Raw genomic sequence first — 15,432 nt, 5'->3', positions numbered from 1 at the left:
ACAGAGGGGGGCGCGAAGGAGCTCTCATTCTCGAAGCTGAGCACCCGAGCTGTCGATGCGCAAGTATGGGATCAGCCCGCCAAATAGGTGTCCGCCCAGTTCGACACCGCCCAGCGCGGGTTGTTGGCGATGTTGCCGACCGTATCACGCGCGACGCTGATGAAGCTCCATTCGGCGACGTTGATCAGCGGCAGGTCGGCCGCGACCTTTTTCTGAAATTCCTTGTAGAGCTCGGTGCGGGCGGTGGTGTCGAGCGTCTCCGATGCCTTGGCGATGAGCGCGTCGAGCTCCGCGTTCTTGTAGCCGCCCTGGTTGGAGAAGGGCACGCCGTCCGGGATGCCGCTCTGCACCAGGATGGTGGTCGAGATCGCCGGGTCGCCGCGGAACACCGGCGGACCGACGGCGAGGTCGAAGGCATGGTCGGTGTAGACGGCCTTGATGTGCGCGGGAGAGTCGTTGTTGAGCAGCTCGGCGTCGATGCCGACGGCGGCGAGCGCCTGGCGCAAATAGTCGCCGAACTGCTTGGTCTCGTTGAAATAGGGCGCCGGCAGGAGCTTCAGCGAGAAGCGATTGCCGTCGGGGCCTTTCTTGTAGCCGGCCTCGTCGAGAAGAGCATTGGCCTTGGCGACATCGAAGGCATAGGTCGGCACGTCGGGGGTGTAGAACTGCGGGTCGTTCTTCGGCACCGGGCCGGTCGCGGTGGCGGCATAGCCGAGGAAGATCGTCTTGACGACGAAGTCCTTGTCGATGGCATGGGCGATCGCCTGGCGCACCTTGAGGTCGGAGAGTTCCTTGCGCCGATGATTGATCTCGACGACGAGCTGGTAGGTCAGCCCCTCATAGCCCTTGGTGATCACCTTCAGGCCCGGCACCTTGGAGATGCGGTCGAGATCGGCGAGCGGCACGGCGGAGAAGGCGGCAAGCTGGATCTCTTCCGCCTCGAGTGCCGCGGCCGCCGAGGTGCGATCGGGGAGCACCTGGTAGACGATCTCGTCGAGATAGGGCTCGTCCTTGCCCCAGTAGTCGGCGTTCTTCGCCAGCCGGTAGTATTGGCCGGCCTTGTATTCGGCGAATTTGTACGGGCCGGTGCCGACGGGCGCGTTGTTGGCCGGGTTCTCCTCGATCTTGCCGTTCTCATAGACATGCTTCGGCACGACGCTTGACAGTGCCGGCAGCGCATTGCGGATCAGCTGGAACGGCGTCGGTTTGGCGAATTTGAACACGGCGGTCAGCTCGTCCGGCGTGTCGACCGCGCTGAGATCCTTGAACACGGTGCGGCCGAGATTCTGCAGCGGCTTCCACAGCTGCAGCGCCGAGAAGGCGACGTCGGCGGAGGTGAACGGCTTGCCGTCATGCCACTTGACGCCGTCGCGCAGCTTGAACGTCACCGAGAGGCCGTCGGCAGCACCTTCCCAGGACAGCGCCAGGCGTGGCTGGAGCCCGTCCTTGCCGTCGAAGGAAGCCTCGGCCAGCGTCTCCACGACCTTGCTGGAGATGAAGAATACGCCGTTGGAGGCGACGATCGCCGGGTTGAGGTTGCGCGGCTCGGAATCGGCGGCAACGACCAGACGGCCACCCCTCTTCGGCGTCTGCGCGCGACCGATCACCGGCATGGCGGTGGAGGCGAGCAGCGCCGCCGAGCCGGCAAGCACGGTGCGCCTGGAAATGGTGAAAGCTGACATGATCGACCTCCGTCCTCCGCGCCACCCGGCGGGCGCCAATTCCCCTCGACGCCAGCGGCTCCGCGAACGTCCTTGCGGCGGCGATTATGGCCCTTGCCGAGGGTTTCGCCAGAGACGGAATTGGCGCATGGTGGCGTGGCTTTGAAATTTTCGTCCGCTGGACCAGTAGCCAGGAAGCGACCCAATCAACCAGACTGGTAGGACCAGATATGGCGATTGGCGTGCGAGACTCGGCTTTGAGAAGTCTCTGCAGGCCAAGGGCGCCTATTTCTGGCTGGACCAGAGTGGGGGAGCTGGTGCAGATTTGGCCGACAGCCAGACGATCAGCCACAAGACCAGCCGGCGAGCCGGTCCGATCGGAGGGCACATTCAGGGAGAGAAAAATGAACATCGCCCCGGGCAAGAATGCGGTCGCCATTCCATTCGACCAGGAAAGGTTGGACGGGCTGATGGAGGAAGCGGGCATCGACGTGCTGCTCGCCACTTCCAAGCACAACACGCAATATCTGCTCGGCGGCTACAAGTTCATCTTCTTCGCCGCCATGGATGCGATCGGCCACAGCCGCTATCTGCCGATCGTCGTCTACGAGAAGGGCGGACCGGACCGTGCCGCCTATATCGGCAACCGCATGGAGGGCGCCGAGCACCAGAACAACCCGTTCTGGACACCGACCCTGCACGCTGCCTGCTGGGGCACGCTGGACGCCGCCAATCTTGCCGTCGAGCATGTGCAGAAGATCGGCAAGGGCGGTGCCCGCATCGGCATCGAGCCGGCCTTCCTGCCGTCGGATGCCTACACGCTGATCCGCAAGGCGCTACCGGATGCGAAGCTCATCGACGCGACCGGCATGCTGGAGCGCATGCGCGCCATCAAGACCGACGCCGAGCTCGAAAAGCTGCGCGTCGCCTCGGAGCTGATCACCGATTCCATGCTGGCGACCATCCAGTGGGCGCGCGAAGGCACGACCAAGACCGAGATCATCGAGCAGCTGCGGCGCGAGGAGACCAATCGCGGCGCGCATTTCGAATATTGCCTGCTGACGCTGGGCTCAAGCCACAACCGCGCGGCCTCGCCGCAGGCGTGGAAGCAGGGCGAGGTGCTGTCGATCGATTCCGGCGGCAACTATCACGGCTATATCGGCGATCTCTGCCGCATGGGCATCCTCGGCGAGCCGGACGCCGAGCTGGAGGATCTGCTGGCCGAGGTCGAAGCCGTCCAGCAGGCGGCGTTTTCGAAGGTCAGGGCGGGCACGCTCGGCGGCGATATGATCGCCCATGCCGAGGGCGTGCTGAAAGCCTCTAAGGTAGCGCCTTACACGGATTTCTTCGCCCACGGCATGGGGCTGATCACGCATGAGGCGCCATTCCTTATGACCAACCACCCGGTCACCTATGAAGGCACCTACGCCGGGAAGCCGCTGGAACAGAACATGGTGCTGTCGGTCGAGACGACGATGCTCCACCCTGCGCGCGGCTTCATCAAGCTGGAGGATACGGTCGCGGTGACGGACACCGGCTATGTGATGTTCGGCGACCGGGCCAGAGGGTGGAACAGGGGCGGGATTTCATAAGGCCGAAAGTCGGCGCCGCCCCTCATCCGCCTGCCGGCACCTTCTCCCCGTAGAACGGGGAGAAGAAGGCAGCTTCGGCGATTTGCGAAATCGTTGACGAAGGCGTCTTTCTCCCCGTTCTACGGGGAGAAATGTCCGGCAGGACAATGAGGGGCGGCGCCAGCTTCGAAGGTTCACTCCCCTGCCGGCATCAGCCTGAAATCCGGCAAATCCCGCAGCGCCAGTTCCGGCCCGGCCGGCGAATAGACGACGAAGAGCTGCATCGGCTGGTCGCCGGTGTTGAGCGTCGAGTGGAAGCGGCTTTCAGGCACGTAGATGGTGCAGCCGGGGCCGACCTTCGCGACCACCGGATTGCCTTCTTCGTCTTCGACCATCTGCTCGCCATGGCCGGAGATGACGAAGATGATTTCTTCGGCGCCGGGATGGTTGTGGCGGGTGTGGCCCTTGCCGGAGGGCAGGTCGACGACGCCGCCGGAAAAACGCTCGGCGCCGTTCACTTCGGGCGCGACCGTCAGGGCCAGCCTGCCCCAGTCGAAGCCGAAGGCGCTGACGTCCTTCGGATACACGAACACCTTGCTCTTGTCGGTCATCGTCTCATCCCTTCTTTTTCTTGATGGTCGCCTTGCCGCCGCCGACCGCGACAGCCTTGAAGTCAGCCGTCTGTTTGGCGATTGCGGCCTCCGCCGGCAGCCGTTCCATCGAACTCGCGCCATAGAAGCCATGCAGCCCTTCGCAGCGCTCGAGGATATAGCGGGCATCGTCCGGCATCGAGATCGGCCCGCCATGGCAAAGCAGGATCACGTCCTTGCGCACCGAGCGCGCGGCCGCCGCGATGGCATCGATCTCCTTCACACAGTCGTCGAGCGACTTCGCCGAAGTGGCGCCGATCGAGCCGCCCGTCGTCACGCCCATATGAGCGACGACGATGTCGGCGCCGGCTTTGGTCATGGCGCGCGCCTCGTCCGGGTTGAAGACGTAGGGCGTGGTCAGGAGGTCGAGCTTGTGCGCTTCGGCGATCATGTCGACCTCCAGCCCAAAACCCATGCCGGTTTCCTCGAAGCTCTGCCGCATGGTGCCGTCGAACAGGCCGATGGTGGGGAAGTTCTGCACGCCGGAAAAGCCCATCGTCTTCAGTTCGGCCAGGAACAGCGGCATGATGACGAACGGATCGGTGCCGTTGACGCCGGCCAGCACCGGCGTCTTCCTCACCACCGGCAGCACCTCGTAGGCCATCTCCTTGACGATCTCGTTGGCATTGCCATACGCGAGCAGGCCGGCGGCCGAGCCGCGCCCGGCCATGCGATAGCGGCCGGAATTGTAGATGATGATGAGGTCGATGCCGCCGGCTTCCTCGGCCTTGGCCGACAGGCCGGTGCCGGCGCCGCCGCCGACGATCGGCACGCCGTCGGCGATCATCTTGCGGAATTTCTCCAAAATTTTCTTGCGCGGAATGGCGGCCATGCGTCCGGGTCTCACTTCTTGGCGATATCGAGGAAGGCCGCGGTCGCGGCCCTGGCGAATTCGGGGTCGTTGATGTGCAACGGCAGGCGCGTCACCCGCCGCGTCGCGTTGGGGCGGATCGAACGCTCGACGGCCTCGAACAGCGCCGCGTCGGCTTCCGGGTCGAAGAAGGCGCCGCCTTCGATGTCGAGCGCCGAGACGCCCTTTTCCGGAATCAGGAAGTGGAGCGGACCCTCGCAGCGGCTCAGCCTTTCGCCGATCCATGCGCCGATCGCGCGGCATTCGGCCGGCGTCGTGCGCATCAGCGTCACGTTGGAATTGTGCTCATAGAACAGGCGCCCGCGATAGTGCTCCGGAATGGTCGGCGGCGCCCAGAAGTTGACCATGTCGAGCGCGCCGACCGAGCCGACATAGGGCAGCTTCGTGCGAGCGACGGCGCCGAAGCGATCCTCCGTCGCCGGCAGCACGCCGCCGAACAGTAGATCGCAAACCTCCGTCGTGGTGATGTCGAGGAGACCGGCGAGCAGCCTCGAATCGGCGAGCTTCTCCATGGTGCGGCCGCCGGTGCCGGTGGCGTGGAAGACCATACAGTCATAGCTGGCGCGCAGCTGGTCGGCGATCGCGGTCACACACGGCGTGGTCACGCCGAACATGGTGAGCCCCAGCGACGGCTTGCCGTCGGAGGCGGGTGCGGGTTTTGCTGCCATGCCCGAGATCGCCTGGGCGGCATTGTGCAGCACGACGCGCGACAGCCGGTTGAGACCGGCCATGTCGGTCACCGACGGCATCATGACGATGTCCGAGACGTCGACGTAAGGCGCGGTGTCGCCGGAGGCAAGCGTCGAGACCATGATCTTGGGCAGGCCGAGCGGCAGCGCGCGCATGCCAGAGGTGACGATCGAGGTGCCGCCGCCGCCGCCAATGCCGATCATTGCCGATATGTCGCTGCGCGACTGGACGAAGCGGGTGAAGGCGGCGGCCATCGCGGCGACCGACCTGCCGCGGTCGTCGAGGCCGAGCACGGCGTTGCGGCCATCCGAATGGTGGGCGGCGATGTCTCCGGCCGTGACATCGACCGGGACGGTGGCGGCGCGCGTTCCGACGTCGACGCGGGTCACGGCGGCGCCCGTGGCGGCGATCGCGTCCGCCAGGAAGGCGAGTTCCTCGCCCTTGGTGTCGGCGGTGCCGACCACATAGATGCGCTTCATCGCGTTTCCCCGCTCCCTGGCGTTGTCGCCCGCCGCTCCTTGCCGGCCGTCAAGACCATTGCAATTTTTTGAGACGCGCGTATCGTATTGACATGGATGTCTCACGTCAACAAGCCGCGCCGAACGACGACACCGGACAGGGGGCAGGTCGCGCGGCCGAGCGCGGCGCGCGCGCCCGCACCAGGCGGCTTATGCTGGAGACGGCAACCAGGCTGATGCAGGCCGGCGCAACGCCTTCCGTCAGCGAGGTGGCGGAGGCGGCCGAAGTGTCGCGAGCGACCGCCTATCGCTATTTCCCAAGCCAGGCGGCACTGGTGCAGGCAGTGGTCGACGAGGGGCTTGGCCCGATCCTCACCTGGAAATCCACTTCCGACGATGCGGAGCGTCGGGTCGCCGAACTCTTCGCCGACGCCATGCCGCGCATCGAAGCCTTCGAGGCGACGTTCAAGGCGGCGCTGAAACTGTCGCTCGATCAATGGGCCAGGCGGCAGGCCGGCACGCTGGGCAGCGAGCCCGCCTTCACGCGCGGCCATCGCGTCGACCTGCTGAAGGACGCGATCGCGCCGCTCAAGGGTCAGTTGCCGCCGCGCGAATTCAAGCGTCTGGCGCAGGCGCTGTCGCTGATGTTCGGCGTCGAGGTGCTGATCGTGCTGAAGGACATATGGGGGCTGGACAGCCGCCGGATGATGGCGGTCGCGCAATGGGCGGCGGGCGCGCTGGTGCGGGCTGCCCTGGCGGAATCGGAAGGTGGCGGCGCGTCGGCGGTAATGGCCAAATAAAGCAAATCTGGTTGGACCAGATGGCGTGACCAGTTGTGCATAATAGGCCCGATGAGGTGACCGGAACAAGGTGCATACGTATCAAGGAGTAGGAAAATTAAGGGAAAACAGGCAGATACCGCTGCAAATGGCTTGTCCGGCGATTCTTGATCGCTCAAGAAAGAGCTTGACGTCCGTCCGAAATTGGTAATACCAGATCAGAATAGTCGAAGCGGATCGAAAGTGAAGGTGGCGATCCATTTTCGGCCGGGCGAGGAGGCCCAAACCGGAAAGTGCCATCACGGGAGGAACTACCAGGGCCGGCCTCGTCGCCGGCTCGCATGACACGGTAGAATGCGCACAAGGGAGGAAACATTATGCGCAAGTTAGTGACCAGCGTGCTTGCTGGTATCGGCCTGACGCTTGCCTGCGGAACGTCCGTCTACGCGCAGGAAAAGGAACTCACCATCTTCTGGGCGGAATGGGATCCGGCCAACTATCTGCAGGAACTCGTCAACGACTACACAGCCGAGACCGGCGTGAAGGTCACGGTGCAGACGACGCCATGGCCGGATTTCCAGACCAAGGCTTTCACCGAGTTCAACGCGCACGGCGACGCCTACGACATGGTGGTCGGCGACTCGCAATGGCTCGGCGCCGGTTCGACGCAAGGCCACTATGTCGACCTCACCGACTTCTTCAACAAGCACAAGCTTGGCGACGTGATGGCGCCAGCCACAGTCAAGTACTATGCCGAATACCCCGGCGGTTCCGGCAAATACTGGGCGATCCCGCTCGAAGGCGATGCGATCGGCTGGTCCTATCGCAAGGACTGGTTCGAGGATCCGAAGGAGAAGGAAGCCTTCAAGGCGAAGTACAATTACGACCTCGACGTGCCGAAGACGTATGCGCAGCTGCGCGACATCGCCGAGTTCTTCCACCGTCCGGACCAGAAGCGGTACGGCGTCGCCATCTACACCGACAATTCCTATGACGCGATGGCGATGGGCGTCGAAAGCGCAATCTTCAGCTATGGCGGCGACCTCGGCGACTACGCAACCTACAAGGTCGACGGCATCACCAATTCGAAGGAGGCCGCCGCCGGCCTCGACATGTACAAGGAACTCTACAAGTTCACGCCTCCGGGTTGGGGCAAGACCTTCTTCGTGGAAGACAACCAGGCGATCACCGGCGGCCTCGCCGCGATGAGCATGAACTTCTTCGCCTTCTTCCCGCCGCTGGTAAACAAGGCCACCAACCCATTCGCCGACGCGACCGGCTTCTTCGCCAATCCGGCCGGCCCGGACGGCAAGCGCTTCGCCGCTCTCGGTGGCCAGGGAATTTCAATCGTCTCGTACTCGAAGAACCAGGAAGAGGCGACGAAGTTCCTGGAGTGGTTCATCAAGGACGAGACCCAGAAGAAGTGGGCCGACCTCGGTGGCTACACCTGCAGCCAGGCCGTGCTGAAATCGGAAGCGTTCCAGAACGCCACGCCGTACAACAAGGCGTTCTATGACACGATGTTCATGGTCAAGGATTTCTGGGCGACACCGGAATACGCCGAGGTGCTCGATCAGCTGAACCAGAACATCTATCCGTTCGTGGTCGGCGGCAAAGGCACCGCCCAGGAAGCGCTCGACAAGACCGCCGCCGAATGGAAGGCGACGTTCACCAAGTACAATCGCTACAAGTAAGCATCACATTCAGAATGCCGGAGGAGGGTTTTCCCCTCCGGCATTCCTGTTTCAGGGAGACGCTCGTTGGCTTCGGTAGCCCTCACACATCTCGATCCTGCCTCAAGGGCCGCCGCGCGCGGCTGGTCGGATCTGACCATCCGCAATCTGTTCATCATCCCGACGCTGGTGTTCCTGATCGTCTTCAACATCTTCCCGCTGATCTATTCGCTGGGCTATTCCTTCACCAACTTCGCGGCCAACCGGAGCGAGCCCTGGCAGTTCGTCGGCCTGCAGAATTACCGTGAGCTGCTCAGCGACGATCACATCTGGTCGAATTTCATCATCACGGCGAAATACGTCATCGTTTCGGTGGCCGGCCAAATGATCGTTGGCTTCGGCCTGGCGCTGCTGCTCAACCGCAGCTTTCCGATGAAAGGCCTGATCACCACGCTGCTGCTGTTGCCGATGATGATGTCGGCCGCGGTCGTCGGCCTGTTCTGGCAACTGCTCTACAGCCCGTCCTGGGGCCCGATCAACTACGTCTTCGGCCTCGGCGATTTCGCCTGGCTGTCCAACCCGGACAGCGCGCTCTACGCCGTCGCGATCACCGATATCTGGATGTGGTCGCCCTTCGTCATGCTGCTTTCGCTGGCCGGCCTGTCGGCCGTGCCGCAGCATCTCTACGAGGCCGCGGCGATCGACCGCGCCGGCTGGTGGTACACCTTCACCCGCATCACCTTGCCGCTGGTCTCGCCAATCCTTTTGATCGCGCTGATCTTCCGCACCATGGAAGCCTTCAAGACCTTCGACATCGCCTACACGATGACGACCCAGCCGACCGCCGAACTGATTGCGATCCGGCTCTACAAGCAGGCGTTCCAGCAGTGGGATACCGGCAAGTCCTGCGCGCTGGCCTACATCGTGCTGATCATGGTGCTGGCTATCACCAACCTCTACGTGAAGTACCTCAACAAGGTGAAGGAGCGCTGAGATGGCCGCCGTCCGCACTTCTTCCGAGGTCGCCCTCAACCGCGCGGCAATCGTCGCGGTGCTGGTCGCGACGCTGATCTTCCTCGCGCCGATCTACTGGATCGCCTCCACGGCGTTCAAGCCGAAGGAACTGGCGGTCAGCGTGCCGCCCACCGTCCTTTTCCAGCCGGAAGTCACGCCCTTCATCCGTCTGTTCACCAAGCGCGTGCAGATGCAGAAGCCGGTCGACCCGCAAGTCTACGAAGCCGCGCCCTGGTGGGAGAAGCGCATCTATGACGGCGGCGAGCGGGTGCTGAAGGTCGGCAAGGACGTGCAGCTTTCGCAGTATCCCAACCGCTTCATGAACAGCCTGATCGTGGCGGTCATCAGCACGGTGCTCGCCGTCGGCATGGGAACCTTCACCGCCTACGGCTTCTCGCGCTTCAAGGTCGCGGGCGAGGCTGACCTTCTCTTCTTCATCCTGTCGACGCGCATGCTGCCGCCGGTGGTCGTGGCGATCCCGATGTTCCTGATGTACCGGATGGTCGGCCTCAACGACTCGCATATCGGCCTGATCATCCTCTACGTCGCCTTCAACCTGTCCTTCTCGGTCTGGCTGATGAAGGGCTTCATGGACGAGATCCCGAAGGAGTACGAGGAGGCTGCGCTGGTCGACGGCTACACGCGCATGCAGGCTTTCTTCAAGATCGTGCTGCCGGAAGCGGCGACCGGCATTGCCGCCACCGCGGTGTTCTGCTTCATCACCGCCTGGAACGAGTACGCCTTCGCGCTGATCATGACCAACCGGCGCGCCCAGACCGCGCCGCCGTTCATTCCCAGCCAGATCGGCTCCGGCCTGCCGGACTGGACGACGATCGCGGCGGGCACGTTCCTGTTCCTGCTGCCGGTCGCGATCTTCACCTTCCTGCTGCGCAACCACCTGCTTCGCGGCGTGACTTTCGGAGCGATCCGCAAATGAGCTTTCGCGCGGTCAACGAGAAGTACCTTTTGCCGGCCTCGCAGATCCTCATGGTGCTGGGCATCATCGCGCTCTGCCAGCCATGGAGCCTCAGCCTGCATTCCTATGGCGTGACGATCATCCTGATCGGGCTGATCGGCTTCAACATCACGTCGAAGATAGCGCCGGAGCGCCCGGAGGAAACCGGCGCCGCAATGCACGAGGGGGCCCGGCAGTGACGCAGATCGAACTTCGCGGCATCGAGAAATTCTTCGGTGCCGTCCAGGTCATCCACAATCTGAACCTCGCCATCGCCGACAACGAGTTCATCGTGCTGCTCGGCCAGTCGGGCTGCGGCAAGACGACGACGCTGCGTGCGATAGCGGGGCTCGAGACGATCGACCAGGGCGACATCCTGATCGACGGCAAGGCGGTGCAGCACCTGAAGGCGGCGGACCGCGACATCGCCATGGTGTTCCAGTCGTTTTCGCTCTACCCGCATATGACGGTGTTCGAGAACATCGCCTTTCCGTTGCGCGCGACGCGCATGGACAGCGGCGAGGTCGACAAATCGGTTCGCGAGGTCGCCCGGGTCCTGCGCATCACCGAACTGCTCGGCAAGAAGCCGTCGGCGCTGTCCGGCGGCGACATGCAGCGCGTGGCGATCGGCCGCGCGCTGGTGCGGCGTCCAAAGGCGATGCTGATGGACGAGCCGATCGGCGCGCTCGACGCCAAGCTGCGCGAGGAGATGCGGGCCGAGATCAAACGGCTGCACATCAAGCAGGGTTCGACCACGATCTATGTCACCCACGACCAGATCGAGGCGATGAGCCTCGCCGACCGTATCGTCATCATGCATGAGGGCTTCATCCAGCAGGTCGGCACGCCGGACGAAGTTTATTCGCACCCGGCCAATTTGTTCGTCGCCCAATTCGTTGGCAGTCCGGTGATGAACATCACCGAGGCCAGCGTTGCCGAAGCGGCCAGCCTCGCCACCGTCACGGTCGGCGATGCGCCCGCGGGGTTCGAGTTCCCGAGCGCGCTCTTGTCGAAGCTCAATGGCCACGCTGCCAATGGCGGCCTGACGCTGGGTATCCGGCCCGAAGGCGTGCTCGTCCGGCGCGAGGCCGCGCCGGGCTACTTGCCGGTGGAGGCGCATATCATCGAACCGCTCGGCTCCTTCGACATTGTCGACCTCAAGGTCGGCTCCAAGATGCTGCGCGCCCGCACCAAGGCCGGCTACGTCGCCGGCCCCGGCGAGAAGGTGCATGTCCGCATCGATCCCGAGCAGGCGCATTTCTTCGATACGGCAAGCGGCAAGTCATTGGGGGTGAGGCTGTAATGGCCCATATCGAACTGAAGAACATCACCAAGAAGTTCGGTGGCCACACCGCGCTGACGAGCCTCAACCTCGAAATCGCCGACGGCGAGTTCTTCGTGCTGCTCGGCGAGACCGGCGCCGGCAAGACGACGACGCTGCGGCTCATTGCCGGGCTCGAGAAGCCTACCGAAGGCCAGGTTTTCATCGACGGCGTCGATGTCGCCGACTGGGGCGCGGCCGAGCGCGACGTGGCGCTGGTGCTGCAGCAATATTCGCTCTACCCGCGCTACACGGTGCGCGAGAACCTCGAATTCCCGTTGAAGCCGAAGATCCGCCGGCTGCCGGACGCCGAGATCAAGGATCGCGTCGCCCGCGCCGCCCGCACGCTCCGGATCGAGCATCTGCTCGACCGCAAGACCGACCGGCTGTCCGGCGGCGAGATGCAGCGCGTCTCGATCGGCCGGGCCATCGTGCGCAAGCCGCGCGTGTTCCTGATGGACGAGCCGCTGTCGGCGCTCGACGCAAAGCTGCGCGAGGCGCTGCGCACGGAACTGAAGAACCTGCAGATGCAGCTCGGCGCCACCTTCCTGTTCGTCACCCACGACCAGATCGAGGCGATGTCGATGGGCGACAAGGTCGGCGTGCTCAATCATGGCCGCATCGTCCAGACCGGCACGCCGCAGGAGATCTACAACAACCCGCGCGACACCTATGTGGCGAGCTTCGTCGGCTCGCCGCCGATGAACCTCATCGACGGCAAGCTCGTCGACAATCGCGCGGTGATGGCGCCGATGAATTTCGAACTGCCGCTTTCAGGAGCCGGCAATGCGGCCGACGGTCGTCCGCTCGTCTTCGGCATTCGTCCGGAGGATGTCTATCTGGAGAGCGGCGCGCCGGTGGAGGCCCACGTCCACGATGTCGAAAACCACGGCGTCGAGAAGATCCTGACGCTCAGGGTCGGCGACACCATGCTGCGCGCCACGGTGCCGGCGAGAACCGATGTCGAGATCGAGCAGCCGGTCCGCTTCGCCTGGAACCCGGACAAGGTGGTGCTGTTCGACAAGGGCAGCGGGGTCAGCCTGCGGCACGCCAGCTAGCCTGACGATTTTCAAGCAACCGGGGCTGGCAGGCGCATCGTCTGGCTACTTCGGCAGATAGGTCTCGTAGGGCGTGTCGTTGATCAGCAGGATCACGCACTCCGTGTCCGACAGGCAGGCATCGTCATGCATCTCATTGGCCTTCTGGGTCCAGTAGGACCCTGGCGGCAACTCGACCCTGTTCGCCTCGCCGCCATCCATCTGCCAGTGCGCCCACAGCCCCTCAATGACCACGGCGCGATAGTCCGCGGTATGCGCGTGGACAGGCGCGCGCCAGTTGCCGGGAACTTTGAGCAAGGTTCCCGCCGGGCCCTTTGCACGCTCGCCCCATAGCGGGCCGAGGCGCTGCGGCTGGTCCGGCGCTTCGACAGCGTAAGGGATCTTGTTCGCCGGCAGGTAGCTGTCTTCGAGGGCGAATGCCCGCCCCGGAAAGACGGTGAGCGCGGCGAGCGCAAGCAAGGCTGGGTGATTGGCCATGGCGGGTTCCTCCGCCGGCCAGCTTAAGCCGCCCCCGCCGGCAGGGAATGACGCTGCGTCCAAAACACTTGGCAATTCCTCCAGGCGACAGGAGCCGACCCGCGTTCAGGCGACCGGGCTGTCGTCGCCGTCGCCGGTGTTGCGCAGATGGCTCGGCGCCACGCCCATGACGCGCTTGAAGGCGCGGCTGAAGGACGCCTCGGAATCATAGCCCAGCCTGCTCGCGGCCACCGAAACCCGCATGCCGTCGCGGGCCAGCCATTGCCGCGCCTGGTGCATGCGAACGCTGAGCACATATTTGGCCGGCGTCTCGCCGACCACGGTGGCGAAGCGCTGGGCGAAGGCGGAACGCGAGGCTCCCATCATCCGCGCCAGCGACTCGACCGTCCAGTCGCGGTCCGGGTTCAGGTGGATGGCGGCAAGCACCTTGCCGACATCGGGATTGCGGACGGCGGCGATCCAGCCGGTGGCGTCGCCGCAGCCGTTCTCCACCCACGAGCGGATGATGGTGGCGGCCAGCACATCGGCGAGGCGCGCCAGGATGCCGCCGGAACCGACCCGGTCCATCGTCACCTCGCCGGCCATCGCATCGAGCAGGTGCTGGATGCCCGGCGCGTTCGCCATCAGCTTATGCGCCTGCATCAGGTCCGGCATCATGTCGAGCAGCGGATGCGAGCCGTCGAGGTTGAAATGCATCCTGCCGCAGAACAGCAGGGTCTTGCAGCCATCGCAGCCATTGGAGACGTCGTAGATGTTCTCGCAAACCGGCTCGATGCTGTAGCGGCCGATCGGCACAGCAGGCACGCCCGGCGCGCTGGCCAGAACGTGCTCGTCGCCGCGCGGGATCAATAGCGCGTCGCCGACCGACAGCTCGATCCATTCCTTCGCCGGCGAGAACAGCCAGCATCCCTGCTGGCCGATGAAGTGGAAGCGCGCCGCCTTCTGCGCGGGAAAGGACACCGCCCAGGGTTCCCCCAGCACGCAGCGGCCATAGTCGACGCCATCGAGGCGCAGTCCGCGCAGCATGTCGGTCAAGGGATCGCCGGAAGCCGGCAGTGCGGTTTTGGACGAATTGTAATTCATTTCGGCGTTTCTAGCATGGAAACTCCATCTGGTCACTTCCTATGTTGCATTGCAGCCAAATGTTGCGCCGCAAACAAATCGGACTGACGGAGCGCGCCCGCGAAGCATGTAGCGGGTGGAGGCCGAGCCGGTCATTTCCTAAGTGGCGCGCAAACAGATCGGAGATCTTGCCATGACCGAACCCGCCACGGGCGTCATCGACGCCGCTGTTCTGGACAGCCCCGACTCTCAAGAACGATCTGAGCCTGCCTGGGGCGCGGTGGTGTCGCTGGCGCTGGGCGTGTTCGGCCTGGTGACGGCGGAATTCCTGCCGGCCAGCCTGCTGACGCGGCTGGCGCAGGACCTCGGCGTCAGCGAGGGCGCTGCCGGGCAAGCGGTGACGGCGACGGCGGTGGTCGGCGCGATCGCGGCGCCGACCATGGCCATCGTCACCAAGCGGCTGGACCGCCGGCTGGTGATGTGGATGCTGACGGTTCTGCTCATCGTCTCCAATCTGCTCGCAGCCTTTGCTTCCTCGCTGACCATGCTGCTTCTGGCCCGGGTGGTTCTCGGCGTCGCGCTCGGCGGCTTCTGGTCGATGTCGGCGGCGATGGCGCTCAGGCTCGTGCCGATGCGGCTGATGCCGCGCGCCATGTCGATCATCCTCACCGGCGTTTCGGTCGCCACCGTCACCGCCGCGCCGGTCGGCGCCTATGTCGGCGACGTCTGGGGCTGGCGCACCGCCTTCATGATCGCGGCCGTCGTCGGCGCACTGGCGCTCTTGGTGCAGCTTGCCACCATCCCGCGGCTGCCGCCGGCCGGCGTGGCCAGCGTGCGCACCTTGCTGGAGGTCTTGAAGCGGCCGATGATCAGGGCGGCGCTGCTGGTCGTGCTGCTGGTCGCCTCGGGTCACTTTGCCGGCTTCACCTATGTGCGCCCGTATCTGGAAGTGGTTCCGGTGCTGCCGATCGAGACGATCTCGCTGGTGCTGCTCGGCTATGGCATCGGCGGCTTCTTCGGCAACTTCGCCGGCGGCTTCATGGCCGAGCGCAACCTGAAGGCCGCGGTCGCCCTGGCGCCGCTGCTGATTGCCCTGTCGGCGCTGGTGCTGCTGACGCTTGGCGCATCGCCGGTGACGGCGGCGATCGCCGTCGCCGCCTGGGGCTTCGCCTTCGGCGCGGTGCCGGTCGGG

Annotated in this window: 15 protein-coding genes; 9 read left to right on the top strand and 6 right to left on the bottom strand. The window is 64.5% G+C overall.

Annotation, left to right across the window (positions count from 1 at the left end; translation table 11 throughout):
• Nucleotides 1-71: 71 nt before the first annotated feature.
• Entirely contained in the window at nt 72-1,682 is a 1,611-nt protein-coding gene (locus EN738_RS16815) for an ABC transporter substrate-binding protein (RefSeq protein WP_127284656.1), read from the bottom strand.
• Between the two features lie 383 nt (nt 1,683-2,065).
• Here EN738_RS16815 and EN738_RS16810 point away from each other — a divergent pair, with 383 nt between their 5' ends.
• A complete protein-coding gene (locus tag EN738_RS16810; protein ID WP_127284655.1) occupies nt 2,066-3,253 on the top strand; it encodes a Xaa-Pro peptidase family protein in 1,188 nt (395 codons plus the stop codon).
• Between the two features lie 173 nt (nt 3,254-3,426).
• Here EN738_RS16810 and EN738_RS16805 read toward each other — a convergent pair whose 3' ends face one another.
• From EN738_RS16805 to EN738_RS16795, 3 genes are read right to left on the bottom strand one after another with little or no spacing between them, the layout of a single operon-like run.
• A complete protein-coding gene (locus tag EN738_RS16805; RefSeq protein ID WP_127284654.1) occupies nt 3,427-3,843 on the bottom strand; it encodes a cupin domain-containing protein in 417 nt (138 codons plus the stop codon).
• A 4-nt stretch (nt 3,844-3,847) separates the two neighbouring features.
• Nucleotides 3,848-4,714 carry a phosphoenolpyruvate hydrolase family protein gene (locus EN738_RS16800; RefSeq protein WP_127284653.1) on the bottom strand — a complete coding sequence of 289 codons (867 nt, stop codon included), beginning with the start codon at nt 4,712-4,714 and terminating at the stop codon, nt 3,848-3,850.
• 11 nt (nt 4,715-4,725) lie between these two features.
• Complete coding sequence (locus EN738_RS16795; RefSeq protein WP_127284652.1) at nt 4,726-5,922, bottom strand: Tm-1-like ATP-binding domain-containing protein; 1,197 nt, start codon at nt 5,920-5,922, stop codon at nt 4,726-4,728.
• A gap of 92 nt (nt 5,923-6,014) precedes the next feature.
• Between EN738_RS16795 and EN738_RS16790 the strand changes: the two genes are divergently transcribed.
• From EN738_RS16790 to EN738_RS16760, 7 genes are all read left to right on the top strand, one after another.
• The gene (locus tag EN738_RS16790; RefSeq protein WP_127284651.1) at nt 6,015-6,701 is read left to right on the top strand and encodes a TetR/AcrR family transcriptional regulator; all 687 of its coding nucleotides are present in this window, start codon (nt 6,015-6,017) and stop codon (nt 6,699-6,701) included.
• A 356-nt stretch (nt 6,702-7,057) separates the two neighbouring features.
• Nucleotides 7,058-8,374: an extracellular solute-binding protein gene (locus EN738_RS16785; protein WP_127284650.1), complete on the top strand. Its 1,317-nt coding sequence runs from the start codon at nt 7,058-7,060 to the stop codon at nt 8,372-8,374.
• Between the two features lie 66 nt (nt 8,375-8,440).
• Nucleotides 8,441-9,346, top strand: coding sequence for a sugar ABC transporter permease (locus tag EN738_RS16780; protein WP_126058200.1), 906 nt, complete (start codon nt 8,441-8,443; stop codon nt 9,344-9,346).
• A 1-nt stretch (nt 9,347) separates the two neighbouring features.
• On the top strand, nt 9,348-10,304 hold the full coding sequence (locus EN738_RS16775) for a carbohydrate ABC transporter permease (protein WP_127284649.1): 957 nt from the start codon (nt 9,348-9,350) through the stop codon (nt 10,302-10,304).
• Nucleotides 10,301-10,522, top strand: a complete 222-nt coding sequence (locus EN738_RS16770; RefSeq protein WP_127284648.1) for a hypothetical protein — start codon at nt 10,301-10,303, stop codon at nt 10,520-10,522. Before EN738_RS16775 ends, EN738_RS16770 begins: the two co-directional genes overlap by 4 nt.
• Nucleotides 10,519-11,625 (top strand): ABC transporter ATP-binding protein, encoded by a 1,107-nt coding sequence (locus tag EN738_RS16765; protein WP_127284647.1) that lies wholly within the window; start codon nt 10,519-10,521, stop codon nt 11,623-11,625. The genes EN738_RS16770 and EN738_RS16765 overlap by 4 nt, the downstream gene beginning before the upstream one ends.
• Complete coding sequence (locus tag EN738_RS16760; RefSeq protein WP_127284646.1) at nt 11,625-12,701, top strand: ABC transporter ATP-binding protein; 1,077 nt, start codon at nt 11,625-11,627, stop codon at nt 12,699-12,701. The genes EN738_RS16765 and EN738_RS16760 overlap by 1 nt, the downstream gene beginning before the upstream one ends.
• A gap of 45 nt (nt 12,702-12,746) precedes the next feature.
• Here the strand turns inward: EN738_RS16760 and EN738_RS16755 are convergent, their stop codons facing one another.
• Together EN738_RS16755 and EN738_RS16750 are read right to left on the bottom strand one after the other, a co-directional pair.
• A complete protein-coding gene (locus EN738_RS16755; protein ID WP_127284645.1) occupies nt 12,747-13,178 on the bottom strand; it encodes a DUF4437 domain-containing protein in 432 nt (143 codons plus the stop codon).
• Nucleotides 13,179-13,283: 105 nt separating this feature from the next.
• On the bottom strand, nt 13,284-14,261 hold the full coding sequence (locus EN738_RS16750) for an AraC family transcriptional regulator (RefSeq protein WP_127284644.1): 978 nt from the start codon (nt 14,259-14,261) through the stop codon (nt 13,284-13,286).
• 172 nt (nt 14,262-14,433) lie between these two features.
• On the opposite strand from EN738_RS16750, the gene EN738_RS16745 reads away from it, so the two are divergent.
• On the top strand, nt 14,434-15,432 hold a 999-nt coding region (locus EN738_RS16745), incomplete at its 3' end, for an MFS transporter (RefSeq protein ID WP_145966863.1).

It is taken from the genome of Mesorhizobium sp. M4B.F.Ca.ET.017.02.2.1, assembly GCF_003998955.1.
GTDB lineage: Bacteria > Pseudomonadota > Alphaproteobacteria > Rhizobiales > Rhizobiaceae > Mesorhizobium > Mesorhizobium abyssinicae.
This window is presented reverse-complemented; position numbering and strand designations above follow the sequence as displayed.